The 24,198-nt window shown below is 50.7% G+C and carries 16 protein-coding genes and 2 tRNA genes; 13 read left to right on the top strand and 5 right to left on the bottom strand.

Annotated features, from left to right (window positions below; translation table 11 throughout):
• Window positions 1-13: 13 nt before the first annotated feature.
• Window positions 14-595: an LptE family protein gene (locus ACZ5ZZ_RS06270; protein WP_464141792.1), complete on the bottom strand. Its 582-nt coding sequence runs from the start codon at window positions 593-595 to the stop codon at window positions 14-16.
• A gap of 44 nt (window positions 596-639) precedes the next feature.
• Between ACZ5ZZ_RS06270 and ACZ5ZZ_RS06265 the strand changes: the two genes are divergently transcribed.
• From ACZ5ZZ_RS06265 to ACZ5ZZ_RS06240, 6 genes are all read left to right on the top strand, one after another.
• Complete coding sequence (locus ACZ5ZZ_RS06265) at window positions 640-1,806, top strand: pyridoxal-phosphate-dependent aminotransferase family protein (RefSeq protein ID WP_464141791.1); 1,167 nt, start codon at window positions 640-642, stop codon at window positions 1,804-1,806.
• Window positions 1,803-2,789 (top strand): D-2-hydroxyacid dehydrogenase, encoded by a 987-nt coding sequence (locus ACZ5ZZ_RS06260; RefSeq protein WP_464134429.1) that lies wholly within the window; start codon window positions 1,803-1,805, stop codon window positions 2,787-2,789. Before ACZ5ZZ_RS06265 ends, ACZ5ZZ_RS06260 begins: the two co-directional genes overlap by 4 nt.
• Before the next feature lie 61 nt (window positions 2,790-2,850).
• Window positions 2,851-4,149 (top strand): adenylosuccinate synthase, encoded by a 1,299-nt coding sequence (locus ACZ5ZZ_RS06255; RefSeq protein WP_464141789.1) that lies wholly within the window; start codon window positions 2,851-2,853, stop codon window positions 4,147-4,149.
• A gap of 153 nt (window positions 4,150-4,302) precedes the next feature.
• Window positions 4,303-4,378, top strand: a tRNA-Lys gene (locus tag ACZ5ZZ_RS06250).
• 27 nt (window positions 4,379-4,405) lie between these two features.
• A tRNA-Glu gene (locus ACZ5ZZ_RS06245) sits at window positions 4,406-4,481 on the top strand.
• 476 nt (window positions 4,482-4,957) lie between these two features.
• Complete coding sequence (locus ACZ5ZZ_RS06240; protein WP_464141787.1) at window positions 4,958-6,148, top strand: sensor histidine kinase; 1,191 nt, start codon at window positions 4,958-4,960, stop codon at window positions 6,146-6,148.
• A gap of 15 nt (window positions 6,149-6,163) precedes the next feature.
• Here the strand turns inward: ACZ5ZZ_RS06240 and ACZ5ZZ_RS06235 are convergent, their stop codons facing one another.
• On the bottom strand, window positions 6,164-6,727 hold the full coding sequence (locus ACZ5ZZ_RS06235; protein WP_464117511.1) for a hypothetical protein: 564 nt from the start codon (window positions 6,725-6,727) through the stop codon (window positions 6,164-6,166).
• Window positions 6,724-8,568, bottom strand: coding sequence for an ATP-dependent zinc metalloprotease FtsH (ftsH, locus tag ACZ5ZZ_RS06230; RefSeq protein WP_464141785.1), 1,845 nt, complete (start codon window positions 8,566-8,568; stop codon window positions 6,724-6,726). Before ftsH ends, ACZ5ZZ_RS06235 begins: the two co-directional genes overlap by 4 nt.
• Window positions 8,569-8,791: 223 nt before the next feature.
• Here ftsH and ACZ5ZZ_RS06225 point away from each other — a divergent pair, with 223 nt between their 5' ends.
• A complete protein-coding gene (locus tag ACZ5ZZ_RS06225) occupies window positions 8,792-16,528 on the top strand; it encodes a Calx-beta domain-containing protein (RefSeq protein WP_464141783.1) in 7,737 nt (2,578 codons plus the stop codon).
• A 9-nt stretch (window positions 16,529-16,537) separates the two neighbouring features.
• Here ACZ5ZZ_RS06225 and ACZ5ZZ_RS06220 read toward each other — a convergent pair whose 3' ends face one another.
• Window positions 16,538-17,206, bottom strand: coding sequence for a hypothetical protein (locus tag ACZ5ZZ_RS06220; RefSeq protein ID WP_464141781.1), 669 nt, complete (start codon window positions 17,204-17,206; stop codon window positions 16,538-16,540).
• A 152-nt stretch (window positions 17,207-17,358) separates the two neighbouring features.
• Window positions 17,359-17,811 (bottom strand): MarR family winged helix-turn-helix transcriptional regulator, encoded by a 453-nt coding sequence (locus ACZ5ZZ_RS06215; RefSeq protein ID WP_464141779.1) that lies wholly within the window; start codon window positions 17,809-17,811, stop codon window positions 17,359-17,361.
• Between the two features lie 61 nt (window positions 17,812-17,872).
• Here ACZ5ZZ_RS06215 and ACZ5ZZ_RS06210 point away from each other — a divergent pair, with 61 nt between their 5' ends.
• The 6 genes from ACZ5ZZ_RS06210 to ACZ5ZZ_RS06185 all read left to right on the top strand — a co-directional run bounded on the left by ACZ5ZZ_RS06210 (window position 17,873) and on the right by ACZ5ZZ_RS06185 (window position 24,192).
• Window positions 17,873-18,736, top strand: a complete 864-nt coding sequence (locus ACZ5ZZ_RS06210; protein WP_464141777.1) for an alpha/beta fold hydrolase — start codon at window positions 17,873-17,875, stop codon at window positions 18,734-18,736.
• 170 nt (window positions 18,737-18,906) lie between these two features.
• The gene (locus tag ACZ5ZZ_RS06205; RefSeq protein ID WP_464141775.1) at window positions 18,907-22,065 is read left to right on the top strand and encodes a S8 family serine peptidase; all 3,159 of its coding nucleotides are present in this window, start codon (window positions 18,907-18,909) and stop codon (window positions 22,063-22,065) included.
• Window positions 22,066-22,212: 147 nt separating this feature from the next.
• A complete protein-coding gene (locus tag ACZ5ZZ_RS06200) occupies window positions 22,213-22,527 on the top strand; it encodes a hypothetical protein (protein WP_464134408.1) in 315 nt (104 codons plus the stop codon).
• A 338-nt stretch (window positions 22,528-22,865) separates the two neighbouring features.
• The gene (locus ACZ5ZZ_RS06195; protein WP_464141773.1) at window positions 22,866-23,675 is read left to right on the top strand and encodes a hypothetical protein; all 810 of its coding nucleotides are present in this window, start codon (window positions 22,866-22,868) and stop codon (window positions 23,673-23,675) included.
• 141 nt (window positions 23,676-23,816) lie between these two features.
• Entirely contained in the window at window positions 23,817-24,023 is a 207-nt protein-coding gene (locus ACZ5ZZ_RS06190; protein ID WP_464141771.1) for a hypothetical protein, read from the top strand.
• Window positions 24,016-24,192 (top strand): DUF1328 domain-containing protein, encoded by a 177-nt coding sequence (locus ACZ5ZZ_RS06185; RefSeq protein ID WP_262552510.1) that lies wholly within the window; start codon window positions 24,016-24,018, stop codon window positions 24,190-24,192. Before ACZ5ZZ_RS06190 ends, ACZ5ZZ_RS06185 begins: the two co-directional genes overlap by 8 nt.
• The last annotated feature ends 6 nt before the right edge of the window (window positions 24,193-24,198 follow it).

Raw genomic sequence — 24,198 nt, 5'->3', positions numbered from 1 at the left:
AAGCTATACCGATTTAAAAATTCTCGGTGATACGATCATGGGCTTCAGCCATGATGTCGAATGCCATGAGGTCAATGTTTTGCCTCCGCGCAGAAAGATTGTAAAGAGGATTCACAGAGTTAACACCGGCCAGCGTTACTTGCGGAGCTGCGTATGTTCTTTCTCCGCTAAAGGACCCACTCCACAATTCTGTGCCATCTGCCTGACGCACAACTTTAACGGTCACCATCAACAAAATGCGGTATTCTGAGGCAATAACAGTTCCATTAGGAAGATAAGGCGCCGAAGAGTCCCCGGCCACACGTTTGGCCCCCGGCAGATACTGAACAGTGTCGATTTGGCCAATCACCGCCACTTCGGAAAGAGAATTGTCCACAATTCGGGCAATGCGGGAACGCTGAAACTCTTGAATCAGGGAATTGGTGAAGGCCACTTCGATCCCCGTCTCTTGCGTTTTGTTCTTAAAAATCGGCACCGAAATCTGCTTGTACCCCCCCGGAATACTGCGTGTGCCAGAGCCCAAACGATAGGCACATCCTGAGAGAAACAGCGACAAGATCAGAGTGATGCGAAAAGCTTTAAATATTGCGTCCACGGGCCCAGTTGAGTATAAAATTAGCAAGGAATCAAGGAAGAAAAATGACAACTTCTCATGACGATTACAGTTTGTTAGCTCCGGGGCCTGTGAATATTCATCCTGAGGTGCGCAAAGCTCTGGCACTTCCCATGATCCACCACCGCACGCCGGAATTCGATAAGATCCTGAAAAAAGTTTTAGCAGACATCAAGGTTGTTTTTCAGACGGATCAAGATGTCTTTCTTCTGACCTCCACTGGCTCTGGCGGGATGGAGGCTTTATTGGTAAACACACTTTCGCCGGGTGACAAGGTCATCGCCGTCGTTTCAGGCAAATTCGGCGAGCGCTGGGCCGATATGGCTCAATACTTCGGTGCCAACGTCATCATTCACAACGTCGCGTGGGGCGAGGCCGTCAAAGTTTCGGACATCGAAGATCTATTAAAACAAAATCCCGACACTCGCGCTGTTCTTTGCCAGGCCTGCGAAACCAGCACCGGTGTTGCCCATCCGATTGAGGCCCTTGCGGCACTGACAAAAAACTACCCCGACACATTGCTTTTGGTCGATGCGATCACTGCCTTGGGGGCGTACCCCCTTCCGATGGATGCCTGGGGTATCGACGGCCTTGTCGCGGGCTCACAAAAAGCGTTTATGCTGCCCACGGGAATGGCGTTTGTGTCCTTCTCGAAAAAAGCCTGGAAGTTTATCTCCGACGCCAAATGTTCAAGATATTACTTCGATATCCGTAAAGAGAAAAAAGCCAACTCCAACGGAGAAACCTTCTTTTCCTCCAACGTGGCGATCATCCGCGCGCTGGACGTGGTGCTGTCCTTGATTACTAAACAAGGGTTGGAAAAACTTTTCCACGACATTCATCGCAGAGCTGAATTCACCCGTCACTTCGCGCAGAAGCTGGGTTTCACTTTGTACGCCCATTCCCCGAGCGATTCTGTTACGGCTTTGACAGTGCCACCGCAAATGGACGGACAGAAAATCCGCCTGCACCTGGAAGAAATCCACAACATCACCGTCATGGGTGGCCAGGATCAGGCCAAAGGAAAGATCATTCGCGTAGGTCACATGGGTTATATCCAGGACTTCGAGATGGTGCGCCTGATTGAATGTCTGGGGCATACATTGCGCCACTTTGATCCCGACTTTATGTCACTGGAGCATATCTCCAACATCGCGACAGAAGCTAAGAACTGGCTGGAGCAAAATCCATGAAGAAAAAGATTCTGATCACGGACCGATTTGCACACGACAGTTACTTGTACTTGCAGCAGCACAGTCACTTTGAAGTGGTCCGCAGCGACAACCCTCAGCACCTCCCACTGGAGCATTTAGTCAGCGCTCATGCCCTGATCATCCGCAGTCGCACGAAAATCAATGAAGAACTGCTGCAAAAAGCACGGCAGTTGCAATTGATCGTCACTTGCACCAGTGGCTTTGATCACATTGATTTGGATGCGACCCAAAAGTGGGGCGTCACTGTGATGCACACCCCAACCGCAAATATTGAATCCGCGGCCCAGTTGACGTGGGGGCTGGTTCTCAGTTGTGTGAACAACATTGCTCAGGCCAGTAAGATGGTCAAAGCCGGCGACTGGAACCGCGATCTGATCACAGGTATGGAACTGACCGGACGCACTTATGGCATCGTCGGATTGGGCCGCATTGGCTCCCGCGTGGCGGAGCTGGCACAGGCCTTCGGCATGAATGTGGTGGCTTACGATCCGTACCAAGAAGACGAAGTCTTTGAACGCCTGCATATTCCGCGCTTAAGCTATGAAGAGGTTCTAAAGACTGCCGATGTTCTGAGCTTCCATGTGCCAAAAACTCTGGAAACAGAGCATATGCTCAACCGCTCGCAGTTTGAATACATCCACCGCGGTATTGTTCTGATCAACACCTCGCGCGGTTCTGTGATCAATGAAAACGACCTGTGCGAGGCCTTGGAAAAAGGCTGGCTGCGCTCTGTGGGTCTGGATGTGTTTGAAAAAGAACCCCTGCATAGAAACTCAAATTTGTTGAAATACCCGAATGTGGTTTTGACTCCGCACATTGGAGCCAATACTGAAGACGCGTTCTTTAAAGCGTCCCAGATCGCAGCTAATAAGCTTATGGCGTTTTTTGTGGACGGCTCGACCTCTGACACCCTCCCGCCAAGAGCACCATGGTATGGAGCGGCTCCGTTTAAAGGCGAATAAACTTGCCTGAATCCCCCTGTTTGAGAGACATTTTTAGGGTCTGTTTTAAGGGGTACGTTATATGTCAGGCGTTGTAGTTGTCGGAGCTCAGTGGGGCGATGAAGGTAAAGGTAAACTGATCGATGTGTTCGCAGAAAAGGCGGACATGGTTGTGCGCTATCAAGGTGGCGCCAACGCTGGTCACACACTGGTGGTCAACGGTCAAAAGACTGTTCTGCATCTGGTTCCCAGCGGAATCCTGCGCCCGGAAACAACATGCGTGATCGCTTCCGGCGTGGTGATTGACGTCTTCTCAATCCGCGATGAAATCAGAAAACTGAAAGACACAGGCTTTCTGCAAAATCCAAAACAACTTTTAATCTCTGATACGGCGACATTGATTTTGCCTTATCATAAGGCGCTGGATGCCGCTCGCGAAGCGGCCTTGAGTGACGGCAAGATCGGCACTACAGGCAAAGGCATCGGCCCTGCCTACGAAGACCGCGCTTCTCGTCGTGCGATTTTGTTCGGCGATCTTTTCGACAAAGAAACTTTGAAAAAGAAACTGGAACTGGCCCTGACGGAAAAGAACTTCATGCTGGAGAACTACTACAAGGGCTCCACCTTCAAGTCTGAAGAGCTGATGAAGGATCTTTTGGCTGTGGCCGAAGAACTGGCTCCGTACCGTACCAAGGACACTTCTTTGTTCATCAGCAAAAACCTGAAAGCCGGCAAACGCGTTTTGTTTGAAGGTGCACAAGGCACGATGCTGGATATTCTACACGGAACTTATCCATTTGTGACAAGCTCTTCCACTCTGGCGTCAAATGCGTGCGCTAGTGCAGGCATTGGACCTGCCAGCGTACAAAAAGTGATTGGTGTCTTTAAGGCCTACACCACTCGCGTGGGCAGCGGTCCGTTCCCGACAGAGCTGAATGATGACATTGGCAAGAAACTGCAAATGGATGGGCACGAGTTCGGCTCCACCACAGGACGTGCGCGTCGTTGCGGCTGGTTGGATCTGGTGGCGTTGAAATATGCGATTCGTGTGAATGGCATTACGAATCTTGCGATGATGAAGTTGGATGTCCTGACAGGCCATGATCGTATTGGTGTCTGCACAGCGTACAAATTAAATGGCGAAGTGATCACAGACCTTCCAACCTCCCCTTACGAGCTGGAAAAAGTGGAGCCCGTGATCGAATGGATCCCGGGTTGGACACAAGATTTGTCGAAAGTAAAAACACTCTCGGATCTTCCACGCCCGACAACGAACTACATTGACTACTTGGGCTCTCAATTGGGCACTCCGATTGACGTCATTTCTGTCGGACCGGGCCGAGAACAGACACTGTGGGTCAAGCCTTTGTTCAACAATTAAGCATATTTAGCAGTTTTTACGGGGCCTTTGCTTAGAGCTTGAGCAAAGGCCTTTTTTTTATCAAAAAATCGCAAAAATTTTTAAAAAACTGCAAGAAAGTGTATTGACTTTAAACCCCTCTTACTACAAATTAGCACTTCCTCAACGGACAGTGGTTCGCTAGCTCAGCTGGTAGAGCACTTCACTTTTAATGAAGGGGTCGATGGTTCGAATCCATCGCGAGCCACCATTTTTTAGTTCGTTGAAATCTCTAAACGTTCCCATCGTCTAGGGGCCTAGGACACCTCCCTTTCACGGAGGATACAGGGGTTCAAATCCCCTTGGGAACGCCAATTTTTTGAAAATAACAAAGCCCGATCGCAAGATCGGGCTTTTTTATTTTCAACATCTGACTTTCCAACAGGATTCGAATTTAGAGCGCCGGCGCAAACAATATCTGCGAAGCTTGTCTATTACAAAGCCGCCGGCACAGGGGTTGTTTCGGGCTCCTGCCCTCATCCCCTTCGGGGCTTACGCGCAAAAATAGCATCCTGCTATTTTTGTCCTCGCCCTCGCAGGACGCGAGCGCGAGGGTGCGCGAAAGCGCAGGGCAAAGCCCCGAGGAGCGTGATGCGACGAGCCCCAATCGTCGCAAAACCAAGAGCCAACAAGCGAGCTTCAAGCAAAGCGAGAAGCAAGCCAAACAATGCCATTTGCCACCCTAGTCCATTTATTTTATCGGTTCCAAACAACTTTGTTTAAAAAAACACTCCCCCCGTCTGATAATAAAGGCGATCCACACCACCATACAAGCGCCTGGGGGTTGCCAATGGAGAAGAGTCTCTTTCCAAAAGAACACAGTGAAGAGCACCACACATCCAACATCTATAAAGCTGCCGCCCAACAGATAAAAAGAGACAAGAGCAAGATAAAGGCAGCGTGGGAAATGAAAGTACGCAATAAAATTCCCGCCGCTGAAGGCCAGACATCCCCGGCTCTGCTCAACTCGATGGAAGTCTTTTTAGACGAGCTTTGTGATTCTCTTGAAAAATCCACTCTGAACTCCAACTTCCGCTTGGGGGAACAGGGAATGTCGCGACTGCATGGGGAACAGAGGGCTCACCTTACAGGTTACTTTCTTCCACAACTTTTTCAGGAATTTAGCATTCTCAGAGCTGTGATCATGGAAGACCTCCATAAAACGGGTTTACTCAGTTACGAAGTGGATGCGATTATCAACGAGGCCGTGGATGCAGCCATCTCATTGGCCGCCACAGAATTTGCGGATGTTCATCAAACACGCCTTAAGCGGGCCCTGGAAAAAGCAGAAGCCAGCAATCTGGATCTGGAACATTTTGCAGCCATTGCCGCGCATGATCTGAAGTCTCCTCTGGCCACCATATCCGGTTACTTGGATCTGCTTACGGACGAAACAAAAGACGTTCTCGGGGAAGAACCATTAAAGTACATCAACGTCATGCAGAAAGCTTCCGAGCGCATGCGCCGGCTTATCGACAGACTGCTGGACTATGCCCGGCTTACCAAACCCGAGAAACCTTTCCAGCCCGTTGATCTTAACGAGATCCTGAATCATGTCCTGCAGAATCTGCATGAATCCATCAAAAAAACTCACGCCAAAATTCTTATGCCCGTGCTGCCAACAGTAAACGGCGATGCGCACCTGCTGACTCAGCTCTTTCAAAATCTCATCGCCAACAGCATCAAATTCCACGGAGCCTCGCCTCCCCATATTCAAATAGAATTTAAACGGCAAGATCACACTTACTTGTTCAGTCTTCAAGACAGGGGGATCGGCTTCAACCCTAAGGATAAAGAAAACATCTTCACTCTGTATAAGAAGCTGCAGGATGCCTCAGATACTCCCGGAGCGGGGATCGGTCTTGCCACTTGTCGTAAGGTGATTGAACTGCACGGTGGGCAGATTTGGGCAGAGTCCCAGCCTGGCAAAGGCTCCACCTTCCACTTCACTTTGCCTCAACCCGAAATAGAACAGAAATAAACCGGAATCAGAAAACTAGGAATATTTTTTTCCCATCGTCACCTCCATCTCAGCACTGGCCAGCCGTCGATAGATACGTATGCGGTCGTAAATAGGATACCAGTCAAAAAGAATGAGGTCGATGGGCCTCCACAGAGACACCCACCCGAATATCACAAATCCCTCACGAACCGCACCACTGACAGGCCCTGGCTTCATCGTGGAAATGGCATGAGCGATTGTCAGGCAGGCCGCGACAAGAACCAATCCGATTCCCAAAAATATCTGCGCCGTTCGATATGTTTTGGAAAGCTGCCCCCGCTTGAGCTGAATCTGATAGTGGAAGTAATCGTGAATAGATTCTTTGATGTCATCATGTGAAACAACATCTGTAGCCGACTCGATGTGGATGTGAATCTGAAGAGGTCGGTTTGGGGATATTTCGTCAAGATAGGATTCCAGATACTTTGCGAACTCCTCGTCCAGATCCCGCTGTCGAAACGGCGCCGGATCGCGATAGTCAAAAAGCTGCTGCAGATCCTTAACACGGACCTCAATGATTTGCACACCGTTAACGATTTTGTATCTGTCTTCCTTCACAACCTCAACTCCGGCCCCTCTTGTTCAGAGATCGGGACAAGTTCCTGCATCAGAACTTTGATCTCATCCTGCTCCAGCGTTTCCTTTTCTAGCAATAAAGCCGCTCCTTTTTCAAGAAGGGATTTGTTGGCACGCAGAACCTTTCGTGTCAGCTCCGTGCAAGAAAAGACAATTCTCCGAATATCAGCATCGATTTCGGTGGCACTTTTTTCGCTGTAAAGACGATTGCGATAGTTCATGCCTGGGGTCTCCAAAAAAGTGTTGGCCGGCTGCTCAAAGACGATGTTGCCCAGATGGCGGCTCATTCCGTAGCGGGTCACCACCGCTTCGGCAATATTAGTCACCTTGACCAGATCATCCGCAGCCCCGGTGGAGATCTCGCCAAAGATCACCTCTTCGGCAATGCGTCCTCCCAATAAGACACAGATTTTATGCAAGAGTTCGGCTTCGGTCATGAGATAGCGATCTTCGATGGGTCTTTGCATGGTGTACCCCAGGGCTCCCAATCCTCGAGGGATGATGGAGACCTTCTGCACTTTATCAACACCTGGAAACAAACTTGCCATCACGGCATGACCCATTTCATGGTGTGCCACAATTCTCTTTTCGTGTTCACTCAGAACACGGCTTTTTTTCTCAAGTCCACCGATGATGCGTTCGATACCTGCAACAAAATCCTCTTCGTTGACCGTTTCGGCATTTCTTCGCGTGGCCACCACCGCGGCTTCGTTCACAAGATTGGCAATATCAGCTCCGGTAAATCCCGAAGTCAGCGCCGCCAAATGTTCAATATTAAGTTGTGGTTCCGCCTTAATCTTTTTCAGATGCACACTGAGAATCTGCTCACGCCCCTGTTTGTCCGGCCGGTCCACCAGAATCTGACGGTCAAAGCGCCCCGCCCTGAGCAGGGCGGGATCCAAAACTTCGGGGCGATTGGTCGCAGCCAGAATCACCACACCTGAGCGGGCATCGAATCCATCCATTTCTGACAAGAGTTGATTAAGCGTTTGCTCTTTTTCATCGTGTCCCCCAATGCTTCCGCCAACAGCCCGGACCTTTCCCAAGGCATCCAGTTCATCTATAAAAATGATGGAAGGGGCATTCTTGCGGGCCTGTTCAAAGAGATCACGCACCCGGGCGGCTCCCACTCCGACAAACATCTCTACAAACTCAGAACCCGTGATGGACAGGAATGGCACCTGGGCTTCCCCTGCGACGGCACGAGCCAGCAGGGTCTTGCCAGTTCCTGGTGGGCCCACAAGTAAGATGCCTTTGGGCATTCGTGCCCCCAAACGACCATATTCAGAGGGACTCTTTAAGAACTGCACAACTTCATAAAGTTCATCCTTAGCCTCATCAACCCCGGCCACATCATCGAAGGATATCTTCACATCTGTTTCAGCGTAAAGCCGTGCCCGGCTTTTTCCCACCGACATCAAGCCTCCCAGCCCCCCTTTTTCCGCCATTCTTCGCGTCAGAAAGATGAAGAGACCGATGAAGATCAATGCAGGAATTGTCCACGACAAAAGATCGCGAAAGAAGGTGTTCTCAACCACCTGGCGGTATTGAACTCCTGTGCCTTTGAGGTTTTCAACCATCTCCGGCGCAACGCGATTGGTGACAAATCCTTTAAAACCTTCACGAGGTTCTTTAAACTCGCCACGAACAGTCGTTTCCGAAATGACAAGATTGGCGACCTTTTGCTGCTGAAGCAGCTCTTCAAACTCGCTATAGGCTATGTTCTGAACCCTCAGAGGGTCCCTCCACATGTTCTGAAGCCAGACAAAGGCCAGGAACGCCAAGAAAATCCAAAAGAAGTTTCTGCTCGGGTCTTTGAACACGATGCTCCTCCTTGCATTCTATTCTGAGAAAGGATCCTCGGATTTTCCAATATATGTGCGGCAGTTTGTCAGTCGACCCAATAAAAAAGCGAAGCAAACGTCGGATGCCATGTCGATGTGAAACGAAAGCCCCTGGACCACTGATAACGCTCTTATTTTATTGAGTTATTTTCTGTTAATTTTCCTCAACATTTCCCTCAAAAATGCCGAAAAGAACCTCTAGATGTCTAACGCCGGAACGTACTTAAAAAACATCTTGCTCATTTTGATACTATCCCTTGCAGGCTGCATGGATGCCTCGCTGACTCCGGTCCTTAGCGAAAATCAGATCTTAAGAAAGATCACTGTCGAATCCGGCACCGTGGTGACTTTGGAAGAAGGTGTCGGGCATCAGATCAGTCTGGCGATTGAAACCCCGACTGTTCCCGGCGTCACTTTAAAACCAGAAAACCTGCAGTGGACCCTGAACGACATTGATGGTGATTTTGAGTCCTCAAACGGCACCCTGATCATCCAACCCGGAGCAACTTCAATCAGCTTCATCATCAAAGCACTGCGCGATGGCGAAATTGAAAATGATGAATCCTTCCAGTTGGTCTTTTCGGGGGACCGCTTTTCGAATCTTGAAGGCAACTCCATTTCTTTCGTAGTCAAAGACAAAACCACAAAAGCCAAGGTCAATGCCACATTGGCAAGTCTGGATTTTGGACCTCAACTTAAAGACACGACTGTTGAGCGCTCTTTAAGTTTTTCAAACTCTGGGGATGCTGCAGCTCAAAATCTGAACTTAACGGCTTTGAACACTCCATTTGCCTTTAAAGGGGGAAGTTTTCCTGGGGCTGGTGGAACTTGCAGTGCGATCTTGAACGGTCACAGCTCCTGCACCGTGGTCATCACCTACAATCCAACGGAAGTGAACACTCACTCTCAAAACCTTTCCTGGAGCTATGACAATCCAGTCCTGCCCGACAGTGGGGCAATAACCGTTTCAGGCCTGGGGGTTGAAGTGGCCGCGGTTCTGGGAGGCAGACCCGGCAATCCAAGCAACGTCGATGCATTGAACATCACGGTGTCAGGAACCAATGTCACCCATTACAAATACAAACTTGGTTCTCAGGCCAGTACCGATTGTTCACTGACTTCGGGCTATTCCGCCGAACAGCCCGTCAGCACCGGGATCACCGACAGTCTTTTGACTCTTGCAAATCAGAACCTGAAAATCTGTGTGATCGGCAAGGACTCCAATAACTTCTGGCAGCCCCTGAATGTGGCCACTAGCTATGTATGGAACTTTGACACGATTCGCCCCGGTGTGGTCATCAGCCAGAAGGCCGGTCAGACTGATCCGACCAATACCCTCCCGATCAGATTCTCTTTGGTGTTTAGTGAACCGATCGCAGAAAGCTCTTTGACGGACGCAGATGTCAGCTTCACTGGCTCTGCTTCTATCAGCAGCTATACTTTGAGCAAAATTGACAGCACTCATTATGATCTGACCGTATCCGGCGTGGATAACAATGGACTCATCCAACCTGTGATCAATGCGGATAAGTTTTCTGATTTGGCCGGAAATCTGAACACCCTTTCCTCCAGCAGCGACAATCAGGTAACATATGATACCAGTGCTCCAGACCTTCCGACTTCTTTAGGTTGGCTGCAGTCCTCCCCGACCAAGAGCAATCCTGTCACAGCGCAATGGTCCGTTTCTCCCTCATCGGATGTCGCTGATCAAAAAATTCAGTTCTTCAAAGACGCCAACTGTCTTGTGCTGGAAGGCTCTGCAATATCTCTTTCCCCCTCTGCCACCACCCGCAATTTCAGTGGCAGTGATGGCGAAACCTATACTTACAGTATTACGCTTGTAGATACTTCCGGAAACGTGTCCGTCTCTGCGTGTTCAAGTGCATTGCTGATGGATCGCACTTCACCCACGATCCTATCGTCCAATCCAGCCACCAGCACCGTTTCAAGTCTGCCAAACTCTGTCACAGTGACCTTCAACGAAGCAATGTTGGCGAGTTCCATCGAAAATCTTGGCAACTGGGGCATTGCATGTTCTGGCGGCGGAGTTGTTTCCATTGCCGGTGTTTCAGCCTCCAGCACGACTTCGGCTGTAGTGAATTTGACTGTCGCCAATCCTCCCGCCAATGGTGAAGTCTGCACGCTGACGGCCAAAGCCACTTTGACAGATCTAGCAGGGAACAATCTTTCTGCCGCTGGCACTTCGGCTTATACTTTGGACTTACCAGGCACTGTGCTTACGGTCACATCCAGCTTAGCCAATGGCGCCTACAAAGCAGGTCAGGTGGTGCCGGTTTCAGTGCAGTTCACTGAGGCTGTCACCATTTCGGGTGGAGCCCCTGAGCTTCTGATGGAAACGGGCTCAACGGATCGTATCGCCACCTATATCGGCGGCAGTGGGACAAACACTTTGTTATTCCAGTATACGGTGCAAGCCGGAGATAACTCGTCGGATCTGGATTATGAATCCGCCAATGCGTTGACCCTGAACGGCAGCACCCTGAAAGACAGCTTCGGAAATGACATGATTTTGACTCTGCCAGCGCCTGGATCTGCGGGTTCTTTGGCGGCAAATAAGGATATCGAGATTGACACACAAGCCCCTGACGGATTTGTCATTGCCGGGATCACGGGCGGAACTGATTCCACCCAGGATGAGTGGCTGACCAATGGATCCACGGCCACAGCTCACTGGGCGGCGGCGACTGGCAGCACGCAGTATCTGGTTGAGATCCGCAGCAGCGATGCTTCAGCTTCCGTGTGTGCACAACAAACTGTGACCACCACTTCGCACACCTTTACGGGTTGCACACTAACGAATGGTACACAATACACCATCCGCATCTCTGCTCGCGATGCGGTTGGCAACTCCACCGCTGCCACGAACAATGACTTTATCTTTAACGTCAATACGTCAGCAGTGATCGCGACTATCACCGGCCAGCCGTCTGGCAAGTCCAATCAAACAAGCTTGAATATTGACGTGGCTGGAGCCGACGTTCAGTCCTATCGCTATAAAATCGGCGCAGCAGCATCGACAAACTGTGCGCTGGCAACGGGATATTCTGCCGACACCCCGTCTTCCACAAATATTACTGACTCTGTCAGTGCTTTGGGGGACACAGATATCAAGGTCTGCGTGATCGGTAAAAATTCGGCCAGCGTTGAGCAGGCTTTAACTTCCGCGACCAGTGTCACCTGGACTCAGGATCTGACGGCACCAACATTGACGATCAATCAAAAGGTGGGACAGGCGGACCCAACAAACGCCCTGCCTGTGGAATTTACGATCGTCGCCAGCGAAGCGGTTACAAATTTTGCTGCAGCAGATATCACTCAGTCCGGAACTGCGACGGGAATCACCTGGAATCTTTCCACCTCGGATAATATCACCTGGTCTTTGAAGGCCACCGCCATCACCGGGGCCGGAACTCTGATTCCGTCCATCACGGCCAATAAACTGACCGACGTTGCCGGCAACAACAACACTGCCAGCACCAGCTCCGACAATCAGGTCGTCTATGAAACAACCAAACCTTCTTTGACCATCAATCAGAAGGCTGGTCAAACCGATCCGACCAACACACTTCCTATTGAATTTACCGTGGTCTTCACCGAGGCCATCAATCCTGGCACTTTTATCGCCGCCGATATCACCCAGGGCGGAACCGCCTCGGGAATTACCTGGGACCTGACAACTTCCGATAACATCACCTGGTCTTTGAAAGCCACCGCGATCACCACCCCCGGAACCTTGGTCCCTTCCGTGACCGCTGGCAAAATCAGTGATCCGGCCGGCAATACCAACAATGCCTCGACAGCCACGGATGCCTCGGTGACTTACGACATCACGGCCCCCGTCAATGCGAGTTCCTTGGCATGGCAGCAAAGCAGCCCCACAAATACCACCGCTCTTGTGGCTCAGTGGACCAAATCCACCAGCCCGGATCTAGCATCGCAAAAGGTGCGCTTCTATACAGGAGCAAGCTGCAACACATATACGGGCACCGAAAACACGGCCACCAGTGCTGCGACGACTTCCAACTTCACCGGAGTCAATGGCACAACTTACACTTATCAGGTTATTTCAACGGACAATGCCGGGAACTCGATCACGTCAGCATGCTCCAGCGCGGTGGTTATTGACACCACGGCTCCGACCATCACCAACGTCACTTCCAATAAAACCAACGGTGCCTATACTGTGGGTGATGTCATTGACGTGCGGGTGACCTTCAGTGAAAGCGTCACTGTCACGGGCACACCGCTTATTGCCTTAAATACAACACCGGCACGCTCAGCGTCTTACGCTTCTGGAAGTGGCACGAACACCTTGCTCTTCAACTATACAGTGCAAGCCACCGATACTGCGGCTGATCTGAACTACGCTGCGACCACGTCCTTAACTGTGAGCTCTGCCAGTATAAAAGATGCCGCAAATAACAATGCGACCTTAACCCTGCCTTCCGTCGGTGGCGCCGGATCTTTGGGAACCAACAAGGATCTCGTGATTGATACCACGGCTCCAAGTATCACTTCTTTTACGGTAACAAACTCGACTCCGACCAACAGTACGACCTTTAATATCACCTCGGCTGTCAGTGGCAGTCCGACATCGTACTGTATTATGGAAAACAACACCGCCGTGGCATCCTGTACGTGGACCGTGGGTGCTTCGCTGCCCGCCACATTTACGGTTAGCACAGTGAATGAAGCCAAGACACTTTATGCCTGGATCAAAGATGCAGCGGGAAATATCAGTGCGATGGCAAGTTCGGCATCCATCACCTTCGATAACACACCACCAACAGCAACACTTTCGGGTCAGCCGACAGGATCCAGTGCGAAGTATGCACTGAACATTGATGTCAATGGCAGCGGTGTGGTGGCCTATAAATACAAAATCGGTCTGGCGGCTTCTGTTGATTGTGCAGTGGCCACCGGATACTCCGGGTCTGAAGTGACCCATACAACCAATATCACGGATAACATCTCAGCCTTGGCCAATGGCAGTGTCAAACTTTGCGTCGTCGGCAAAGACGCCGCAGGCAACTGGCAAACTTATGCGACGGCCACGACGGCGACCTGGACGAAAAATTCTCCGGCGATTCAGTTCGCAGTGACCACTTCTTCTATTTCAGAGTACAACGATCCGACCCACACTGTGGCCGTCAGTATTCCGGCGGCTGTGGATATCGCCGTCAGCGTCAGTTATACCTACTCTAATGGCTCCGCACCCACAGCGACCATGGGGAATGACTACACTGCAGTTAATGGCACAGCGACCATCGCTGCGGGCAGCACTTCCGTGAACATCTCAATCCCGATACTGGATAACAGCACCGAAGAATACGATGAAACATTCAAGATCACCCTCGGCAGTCCGGTGGGCGGTTCTCTGGGGACAAACACCGTTCACACGGTCACGATCACTGATGACGAGGCTCCACCACTGGTCACCATCCAGGACGTGTATGTCGTGGAAGGTTCTTCCACGAGCTTGATCGCCACGTTGTCCCACCCTACCGACAAAGGCTCTGTGTCCATCAACTGGGCACGCGACACCTGCGCAGGCGTGGACTGTGCGGTGGCGGGAACTGATTATACGATGGCCGTCACTTCAGGCACGGCGTCTGTACCCTCCGGCGCTACCACAATCTCTTTTGGCAATCTGAGCAGTATCAATAATTCTGTCGACGAACTGTTTAAGCGTGTGCCGATCAAGATCACGGGCATCACCGGCGGCACATCTTACATTTCCAATGCCGATATTATTATCAATGACAATGACAGCCCTGCGGGTAAAGATGCCGTCGAAATCGCCGTTGCTGATAATCACACTTGTTCACGCACCAGTGATGGCAAAGTCTATTGCTGGGGTAACAACAATTCAGGCCAGCAAGGCACCGGGAACTATCTTTACTCTTCAACGCCTACTCTGGCGTCCCTGGCGGCACCCGCCGTTAAAATTGCCTCTCGCTATGCAGTCACTTGTGCCATTCTCAACACGGGCTCCTTGTACTGCTGGGGCATCGGCAGCCATGGGACCTTCCCTGGGGCCGGTCTTCTCGGAACAGGCTCTCTGTCCTCCCGTCTGACTCCGACACAGGTTGTGGGAATGACCAGTGGCGTGACCAGCGTCGGTGTTGGCTACATAAACTCCTGCGCCCTGAAAGATGGCGGTGTCTATTGTTGGGGGACCAAAGACTATGGAGTGCTTGGCGATCCGGCAACGGCCACTTCGACACACACGCCAATCAGCATCCCCGCCGTATCCAGTGGCGTGAATAAACTGGCCATGGGTTGGACCCATGCCTGTGCTTTGAAGACCGGAACGTTATACTGCTGGGGTAACAACACCAATGGTGAGCTGGGCCAGGGGCATTTCAACCCAGTGACCTCTGTGGTGGCCGTCAGCGGAATCGGAACCGTGACAGATGCTTGGGCCGGATACTATGGAACTTGCGCCAAGAATTCGTCCAATCAGGTTTACTGTTGGGGTAACAATAATGACAACCAGATATTGACTGCCTCCACTGCGGACGTTCACACACCGACCTTAATGCCAGAGTATGCAGGCCTCACCGACATGTTTATCGGTATCCAGTCCTGTGTCATCCTCAATGGACAAATGTCCTGCCGCGGGAAGAACTATTTCGGTGAAGGCGGGATTAACCAGCCGACGGGCACTTCGACGGTCCCACTGACTCCAGTGGTGGGTGGTGGCGACAATGTGACCGCAGTGGATGGATCTCCGGGTGCTCACACCTGCTTTATTCGTCTGGGCCAAGTGTATTGCACAGGCTACTCCGGTTTTGGCCAGCTGGGAGACGCACAGACTTTATTAACCACAGGCTTCGTTCTAAGCCCCGACTTTGCAGGCGCTTCATCGATCTCAATCTATGATGAGCACGTCTGTGGAATCTACAGTGGCGGTGTGAAGTGCATGGGTGACAACATTTACAACAAAGCTGGAAATCTGCTAACAGATCGAATGTACCTTGTCCCCACGGCTGTAAAGAACGTTGAAACCAGTGTTACCAAAGTTGAAACCGGGCCCAGCGGCAGTTGCGCCCTGCAGGCCGGAGCCATCAAATGCTGGGGCCGTGGCTATCTCCGCGGCAGTGGTGCAACTTCAGGAAATCCTAACACACCCACGGGCCTGAGCTCTGGTGTGACTGATTTTGCCATCGCCTCAGGGCAAGACCAGGCGTGCGCCATCAAGGCCGGAAAACTTTACTGCTGGGGTAACGTGGCTTCTAATGAAATGTTTGATATGACTCTGGGGCTGTATACAAATCCGGTCGAAATCACTTCTGCCGGAAGCGACAATGTCAAAGTTCATATAGGTCGCTATCATGGATGCTTGCTGAAGACAGATAAAACTATCTGGTGCACAGGTTACAATGTGCAAGGACAACTGGGTCTGGGGGATACGGTGTCTCGAACCGGGATCACTCAAGTTCCGGGGGTTTCAAATGTGGATGAACTGAGCCTTTCCAGCTATGGAACATGTGTTCGCATCGGAAGCAGCCTGATTAAGTGCTGGGGCCAGTATCCGGGTCATGGTTCAAGTTCGAACGCCGTCACCAGCATGGTGGATCACACGGGATATACCAACATCACCAAAATTTTCGGTGGTTACTTTAATCACTGCTTTATTTCCAATGGAGATGCCTACTGCTGGGGCTATAACCGTTTTGACCAACATGGCAACAATGATTATCTGACAAATGACTATCACTATTCTCCGACAGCACTGAACACTTTGAATGCTTTTGGAACGGTCACCGATCTTGACGCCCGCAACGCCTATGGTATCTGCGGCAAAGTGGGCACGAACTGGTACTGCTCCGGCATGGACAGCAGCGGACAACTGGGAACCAACAAAAAGCCGTTCCGTTTGGCCCCGATTTCCGTTGCACCATTCCCGAATTAAAAGTGATTCTTAATTCACAGTCCCGGGAATACCATCAAACATCAGCCCCAGAGTGAAGTAACCACCAGAAAGATCCAAGGTGTCAATCGCACCGGGGTTCCCCGAGCGCTTAAAGCCGTCGATCTTGTTATATTCATAACCAGCCTCCAAGACCAGATAGAACTTCTTATAACCAAAAGCCAGTGAGGCTCCCGCAGCCGCATAAGGAGAAGCATACCACTCATCGCCGACACTCTTTTTAAGCTCCCCGTTCAGACTGGCCGTTTCTATTTTAAACGAGGTGTTGGTGCCACCGACTCCACCAAAAATATCCACCCGCATGAAGTCCGATCTTTTCAGAGGAACCCGGGCGATCAGCAAAAAAGCATCCTGGTCCAAGCGGGCCTGATAATCATCTGCCTCAACCACAAGATCTTCTCCACTGGAGGCCATCTTCTTGGCATAACGGGCTCCAACGTCCAGGTACTTCATCAGAGGATAAGTGATCTCCACTCCCAATTGACTGACGCCTTCCATTTTCTTTAGACCTTGGGCTTCGATAGTTTCATTGGCATTGTCTGGCTTTACCGTGGTCATTCCCATAAAAAGCCTGGCCTGTACGGGAATCTCTTTTGCGGAAACCTCTTGAGTTTGAAGCACAAAAATAGACAAAACCGTAAACAGCAGACCATATTTCATTGAATAACCCTCCGCCCCTGATGATACCTGTGATTTGACAGCCCGCAAGTCTGGTTTGGCAAGTGGCTGATATCATAGAACTTACTCACATTATTGAGTTCAATCCAACAGCCTAAGGAACTGGTTAAATAAGTCGGCAGCAAAGATCCAGATCAATCGGAACTTTCTTTTTTTGGTTCAAGTAACGCCGCCCGTATCTTGGCGGTGCCTTGAATCAAAAGATCCCGCTCTTTTTTGTTTAATAACGAACAGAATTTCAGATCTGCCTTTCCCACCAATCCTGCCAGGTCCTGATGAATCCTTCGCGCCGTCGGGGTCATTTCAATCAATTTTGTCCGCCCATCTGTTTTATGTGGCACCCGACGCACCAGTTTTCTTTTTTCCCAATCGTCCAACAGGCGTGACACCGTGGTCTTATCCTTTCCCAGATAAAATGCCAGATCCCTTTGAGTCAGCGCCTGATCCAACAACGGACGCAGGTTCATCCATTCTTCAAAAGTGATCGCTGAATGGTTTTGCTCAAACGACATCAGAAGATACCTTTTCATAGCCACCAGTGTGTCAGCCAGGCTTATACCCAGCAGTTCTGAATCATTTTTGGACATTTTACCCTCGGACCTTCATATAGTTGCAATATACAACTAGTTGGTTGTATATTGCAACTATATGAAGAAAGATTCCACAGACCTCTCAGGGCAAATAGATAAAGATGATTTCAATCTGCGCTTTCTGGTGCAAGGTCAGGGTTTGGACACCTTGATTCTGGGTTCGTCTGTATTTTATCCCCGCACATTTTCACAAAGCTTACGCCAACATCTTCGCCTGGGGTTTGTTGATTATCGCGGATTCGCGTCAACAGCCAAACCCTTCACCCGCACTGACTATGAACTGGGGAAAATCTGCCAAGACATTGAAGACCTGCGCCAGGCCTGCGGCTTTACCCAATCCGTCGTTGTCGGACACTCTGCCCATGGCTATCTTGCCCTGGAATATGCCCGACGTTACCCTAAGTCCGTGAGCCAGGTGGTCATGATCTGCACCGGCCCCAGTCACGGAGCCCCGATGAGTGAGGCCTTTCGCCGGTGGGAGGAAACCATTGCTCCCGAGCGCAAAGACCAATTCGCTTCGGATCAAACTCAATATCCTTTGTCCGGCGCGGAACCGGGACGAAGATTCATCACCTATTGCCAGGCTCTGAATGCCAAAAGCTGGTTTAACCCTCACTTCGACGCGTCCCCCTTGTGGCAGGATGTGAAGGCGAATGACGATGCGATGGACTACCTCTACGGCGAAGTTTTTCGTGATTACGACACCCGACAAGCCCTGCAGGAAATTTCAGCACCGATCCTTTTGATCTGCGGGCTTCATGACTATGGCGTGGCCCCGTTTTGGACCTGGAATGAGCTGCGCAACACTTCCCCCAATTTCACGGTAAAAGTCTTTGAGAAATCCGGCCACTACCCTCAACTTGAAGAATCCCAGGTTTTCGACCTCCTGCTTAGGGATTGGCTGAGTTCAAACACCCCATAAAACGCACTGTATTGAAGGGCATTTCCCTTGCGCTAAGCCCCCTAAAGCACTACAAAATCTGCCTATTCCGGTGGCAAAATTTCCGGCACGGTTCTTGGAACATTGCCTGACTGGAAATGATTTAACCCGATTTCGGTGTCGCTTTGGCACTTAAACGAAAGAGGCAGATAATGAGAACGTTTAAAACCACGACACAGCTAAGATATTTTTCATCCCTGCTAATTTCAGCTTTGCTCTTCACAGCCTGCAGTCCCTCTGCCCAAGCACCCCAAGGCGAGATTTTCAATTCTGACTTCCTGCAAGGCCTTTACAGCACCCGCCCGACGGTTGAAGAGCCTTATATCTTTATCATCAAACTTTCCAACCCAGCTCTGTTGGAAACGGCACAAAGAAAAGACGGCAAAGTTGTTGTCGACAAAAGACTTTTAAAGGCCATCGAAGCCGAGCAGACTGAAACCATCGCAGAACTGCAAAAAATCTCTCCGGAAATCCGCGTTCTGATCCGTTACAAGCGTGTCCTGAACGGTATGGCCATCTGGGCTCCGGCAGAGGTGTTTGAAAAAATCAAAGCGCTTCCGAACGTCACCATGTCTGAACAGTCCGGTTCGTTCTCTCGTCCTCAAGAAGATGAAGAGATCAATGAAAAGGGCCTTGTCGGCAACAACACTTCCGTCAAATTCATCGGGAGCGAAGCCGCATACGCTCAAAACATCCGTGGTCAGGGCATGCGCGTTGGGGTGATCGACACTGGCGTGGACTATACTCATAAAATGTTTGGTGGCGAAGGTACCAAAGAGGCTTATCTGGCCGTGGACCCTTCCAAGCCTCACGCCTCCTTCCCAAATAGAAAAGTTGTCGGCGGCATTGACCTTGTGGGTTCTGCTTACAACTCCGGGTCCCCGGACTATATGAAACGCATCCCGGTTCCTGATGCCAATCCTCTGGATGAAGCCACCCACGGAACTCACGTCGCTGGAACAGTGGCCGGCCTGGGGGATGGCGTGAACACTTATGATGGTGTGGCTCCGGATGCGGATATTTACGCCATCAAAGTCTTCGGCGCCAAAGGTTCCACCAGTGATGAAGTCGTCATCGCAGCATTGGAATACGCAGCCGACCCCCAGGGTGATTTGAGTTTTACCAACCAGCTTGACGTGGTGAACCTGTCTCTGGGAAGCGGTTACGGCAACCCTCATATCATGTACGGTCATGCCATCAAGAATCTGGTGCGCGGTGGAACCGTCGTGGTTGCTTCAGGAGGAAACTCCGGCGACCAGTCCTATATCGTCGGAGCTCCGGGTGTGTCTGAGGATGCGATCTCTGTGGCGTCCAGCATTGATAATATGAATCAAAACGTTCTGTTCCCGGCGGTGGAATTTACGGCGGGTTCTGAAACCATCCTTGGGGAAGCCATTGAAGGGGCTGTCTCTAAGCCGTTGGAAGAAGTGGACTCTGCCAAAGCCGAAGTGATCTTCGTCGGTGTGGCCGATAAAGACTTCGATGCGGAAACGGCGGAAAAAATCAAAGGCAAGATTGCTCTGATTGATCGTGGTGTGGTGGCTTTTGCGGATAAGATTAAACGCGGTCAACAGGCCGGCGCCTTGGCGGTGATAGTGGCAAATAATGCACCAGGTGATGCCATCGTCATGGGTGGAGAAGGCCGTTTCGATATCCCGGCGGTGATGATCACTTTGGATGTTGCCAACCAAATCAAAGCGGCTCTTAAAACAGGTCCGGTGGTGGCTGATCTTAAAACCACAACCAAGGTGGAAAAGGCCTGGTTGGTGGACACGATCTCCCCGTTTTCTTCCCGTGGTCCTCGCTCTGAAGATGGTTTGATCAAGCCTGAAATTGCGGCTCCTGGAACAAACATTATTTCTGCTGCCCGTGGTGCGGGGGACAAAGGTGTGACAATGTCCGGGACCTCTATGGCCGGTCCTCACATTGCCGGGGTGATGGCGCTTCTTAAACAAAAGCACTCCACTCTGAACCCTTACGAGTTGAAGTCTGTTCTTTTAGCCCACGGTAAAGTGATCCACGATGCTGACAAGAAAACTTATTCTGTCAGCCGTCAAGGAGCAGGCCGCGTGCAGGTGGCTGAATCCCTGAATGCCAAAATCGTGACGATTCCAGCGACTCTGTCCTTCGGTTTGACCGACATTGAACAGCAAAAAACACTGGCTCAGGAAATCACGCTCAAAAATATCAGCTCCGAATCCATCACTGTGACTCCGCAATGGAAGGGTCACAAGGCTCTGCAAGTCAGTGCGCCTTCTGTGACCTTGGCTGCGGGCGAAAGCAAAAAGATCCTGGTGAAAGCAAAAATCACAGGTTCTTTGATGACCTCCGCCAATGACGAACTCGATGGCTTCCTGAAGCTCGTATCAGATAAAGAGGTGGTGGTGCAACTGCCCGCCCTGGCCGTTGCTCGTCAAATCTCTAAAATCGAGGCGACATCCTTGGTGGTTCGCTCTACGTCCGCCGGTGACAGCGCTGGCAGCCTGGCCGAACTTCAACTGAAGAACTCCAGTGCCAACACAGGCGAAGCTTATTTGTTTAATCTGATCGGTGGTGACAGCCGCAAGAAAGAAAAGAAACCGGATCTAGCCCACAACCGTAACTGCGACATGCAGTCAGCCGGCTACCGTGTCATCGAAAAAGATGGCAGTCGCGTTCTGCAAGTCGCCATCAAGCTTTATGAAGGCATGACGACTTGGCACCGTTGTGAAGTGAATGTGCAAATCGACGCTGATGGCGATGGCAAGGCTGATCAGGAACTTTCCGGTATACCGGCATCCGATCTTCCGGGGTTGACGGAAGAGTCCTTTGTCAGTTTGTTGTTGGACGGTAATCAGGCCCGAGAAATGCGTAAAGAGTATGAACAACAATACGCAGCAGACCCTGAGAAAGCCAAAGAAGACTACACTGGTGCGGTCCTGGATTTGCGCCCGATGGGAGTCTTTGACAACTCCACTCTGGCTATCATCGAAGCAGATGTGACCCTGCTGTCCTATGCGCCAACAGGAGAGCTCAACATTAAGATTTCCACCACCCATCAGGACAACGGTGCGGTCGAATATGACGACTATTTAGGGGCACACGAAAATAAATGGGAGAAAATCTCTGCCAATCCAATGGCGCAGGCCTACACCAATTTACCGGAAACTGTGGAACTGGGTGGCAACTCATCCACGGAAGTTTCTTTGGTCAAAGGCTATGGTGCGGGGGACCTGATCCTTTATGCCCCTCAAAACAAATCTGTGCGCGATATTCTGATTGAAGATGCACAGTCACAGGTAATTCCTGCCGTTTATAAGTCCGAAGAATAGAAATTCACGTTATATAAGGCGCACTGCTGAAACTCTTGGCAGTGCGCTCTGAGCCTTACCATCCCCCAACACGACTTTGACGATTTCCTGACAACATAAAGGAACGAACTTAGTTATATTGCGCGAGCAATCTAACAAGGAGAATCCATGAAAGCACTTATGATGGCGCTGATCGCGTCTTTTGCAATGGCCCAGACGGCTCAGGCTCAAAACTGCGTTTCCGCAGATGGTTTGATCATTCCTAACGGTGTCAGCGTCAAGTTGTACTACAGCGCCACCCCAACAAAAACTCTGGGTCCTGCCTACACTTGTGACTCTGTTTCCCGCGTAAGAACTTGCGTTGACGGTGTTCTGTCAGCCAAGGAAATCCAGTGCAGCCAGTACGATTCCGGTGGTTGCGTGGACTGGTGGATGGACCGCCTGCCTGACACGGACTTCGCAACAGCTCAGTGCCAGAACTAAAAAAACAAAAAGCGCAGATTTTTCGTCTGCGCTTTTTTTGTTCCCGCATCTTATTAGGCACCCTCTTTTCTTCTGGGTCCGCCATCAGCCATTCCTGACAAACTCGCTTGCACCATAGTCGAGCCCTCTGAGGCACCCCAGCCCTCTTTTCTTTGGCTTTAGTCCTAATTTTTATGTTGCATCCTGAAATTCAACACCCGCCTTAAGGCTTCAAGTAATGTAAAAGTACATCTTGATCTTACAACGGCGAAATAATTTTGAACGAGACAAAGTTTAGCCGGCACCGTTCTCCCGTTTCTTCTGAAGGGGCCTGAATCACAAATCCATGTGGAGGTCCATTGACGAACTCAAAACATCTCACCAAGACAGTGTCTGTTGTCGCCATCACGATTGCTTTCTTACTGGCAGCGGCCTGCTCCCCAACAACTTCTTCCATCCAAGATCTGGCAAGCACCATCGATGATGGAAACAGCAGCGCCGAGACTCCTCCAAAGACGGAGGCACCGGAATCCACGGATCCCAAAAATCCCACAGAGCCCTCTGTCCCTGTCATCCCTGAAAGTCCAGGAACCTATAAGATCGAAGCTTTGTCCTGGGAAACCTCGACCAAGCCCGAACGTCGTCAATGGAGTGAATACTTGCACAAGATCATCCTGGAGGACTGGAATACTTTGCTCGGTGGCGCTGATGATATGGATCGGTTCTGCCCTCGTTATGACAGACTGGACAACAACCAGCGAGCCAATGTCTGGGCCGCCTTATTTTCTGCCATGGCCAAGTACGAAAGCGCCTATGATCCAACCTCCCGAATGCACGAGACCACCATGGGTACGGACCCGGTGACCGGCAACCCGGTTTACTCCGAGGGGCTATTACAGCTGTCCTATCAGGATGTTCGATGGGCGCGCTGGTGTGAATTTGACTGGAACAAAGACAAGCACCTTTCTTCAAAGGATCCAAAGAAAACCATCTTGGATCCTTATAAAAACCTTTACTGTGGAGTTGGTATCATGGCCCGCCAGATCAAGAACAAAGGCGCTATCACTGTCGGTTCCGGGGCCTATTGGGCTGTGATTAAAAGCGGTGGCAGGTATCAAAAAATCACACCAATTTCTGACATGGTAAAAAAGCTGTCCTTCTGCAAATAATTTCCCTCGTGACGAGATGGCCTCTGTTTTCCCTCGTAGGCTGTCTCGTCACACATTTGTTTTCTAAAACAATTCACTTCAAAATCTTGGCTTGATCCCCTGACACGCAGATTCTTTAAGCATCAAAGCGCAGGAGGAGCTATGTCGGAACAAAAACACGACTTGGAAGAACCCGGAAAAACCTTCTACTTCGAGTGGGAACTCGACGAGATGCAAAGAGCGTCCCGTCGCCACCAAAGGGAAACTGTTCCCTATCCCTCGCAGATGAACAGCTCCCGGGACAACTTCGAGGACACTCTGTTCCACGTGCCTCCTCCAGCCCCAACAGAAAGGAACTCCCATGCTTAGAGCCGCCATCATATTTTTTGTCATCGCGATCGTCGCCTATCTTTTAGGTGCAGGGGGAATTGCAGGACTGTCCGTTGAAATCGGTCGTCTGTTGCTGTTTGTGTTCCTGGCCCTGGCGATCATCAGTTTTATTATCAATCTGCTGAGTGGAAAAAAAGGACCGCGGTAAAAGGCG

This window comes from Bdellovibrio sp. HM001, assembly GCF_055397275.1.
This window is presented reverse-complemented; position numbering and strand designations above follow the sequence as displayed.

Coding starts and splice junctions, on each gene's coding strand:
- ACZ5ZZ_RS06215 (WP_464141779.1), bottom strand. CDS start 17,811: ATGTCCAAAAATGATTCAGAACTGCTGGGTATAAGCCTGGCTGACACA.
- ACZ5ZZ_RS06185 (WP_262552510.1), top strand. CDS start 24,016: ATGCTTAGAGCCGCCATCATATTTTTTGTCATCGCGATCGTCGCCTAT.
- ACZ5ZZ_RS06260 (WP_464134429.1), top strand. CDS start 1,803: ATGAAGAAAAAGATTCTGATCACGGACCGATTTGCACACGACAGTTAC.
- ACZ5ZZ_RS06265 (WP_464141791.1), top strand. CDS start 640: ATGACAACTTCTCATGACGATTACAGTTTGTTAGCTCCGGGGCCTGTG.
- ACZ5ZZ_RS06210 (WP_464141777.1), top strand. CDS start 17,873: ATGAAGAAAGATTCCACAGACCTCTCAGGGCAAATAGATAAAGATGAT.
- ACZ5ZZ_RS06190 (WP_464141771.1), top strand. CDS start 23,817: ATGTCGGAACAAAAACACGACTTGGAAGAACCCGGAAAAACCTTCTAC.
- ACZ5ZZ_RS06200 (WP_464134408.1), top strand. CDS start 22,213: ATGAAAGCACTTATGATGGCGCTGATCGCGTCTTTTGCAATGGCCCAG.
- ACZ5ZZ_RS06255 (WP_464141789.1), top strand. CDS start 2,851: ATGTCAGGCGTTGTAGTTGTCGGAGCTCAGTGGGGCGATGAAGGTAAA.
- ACZ5ZZ_RS06240 (WP_464141787.1), top strand. CDS start 4,958: ATGGAGAAGAGTCTCTTTCCAAAAGAACACAGTGAAGAGCACCACACA.
- ACZ5ZZ_RS06220 (WP_464141781.1), bottom strand. CDS start 17,206: ATGAAATATGGTCTGCTGTTTACGGTTTTGTCTATTTTTGTGCTTCAA.
- ACZ5ZZ_RS06205 (WP_464141775.1), top strand. CDS start 18,907: ATGAGAACGTTTAAAACCACGACACAGCTAAGATATTTTTCATCCCTG.
- ACZ5ZZ_RS06225 (WP_464141783.1), top strand. CDS start 8,792: ATGTCTAACGCCGGAACGTACTTAAAAAACATCTTGCTCATTTTGATA.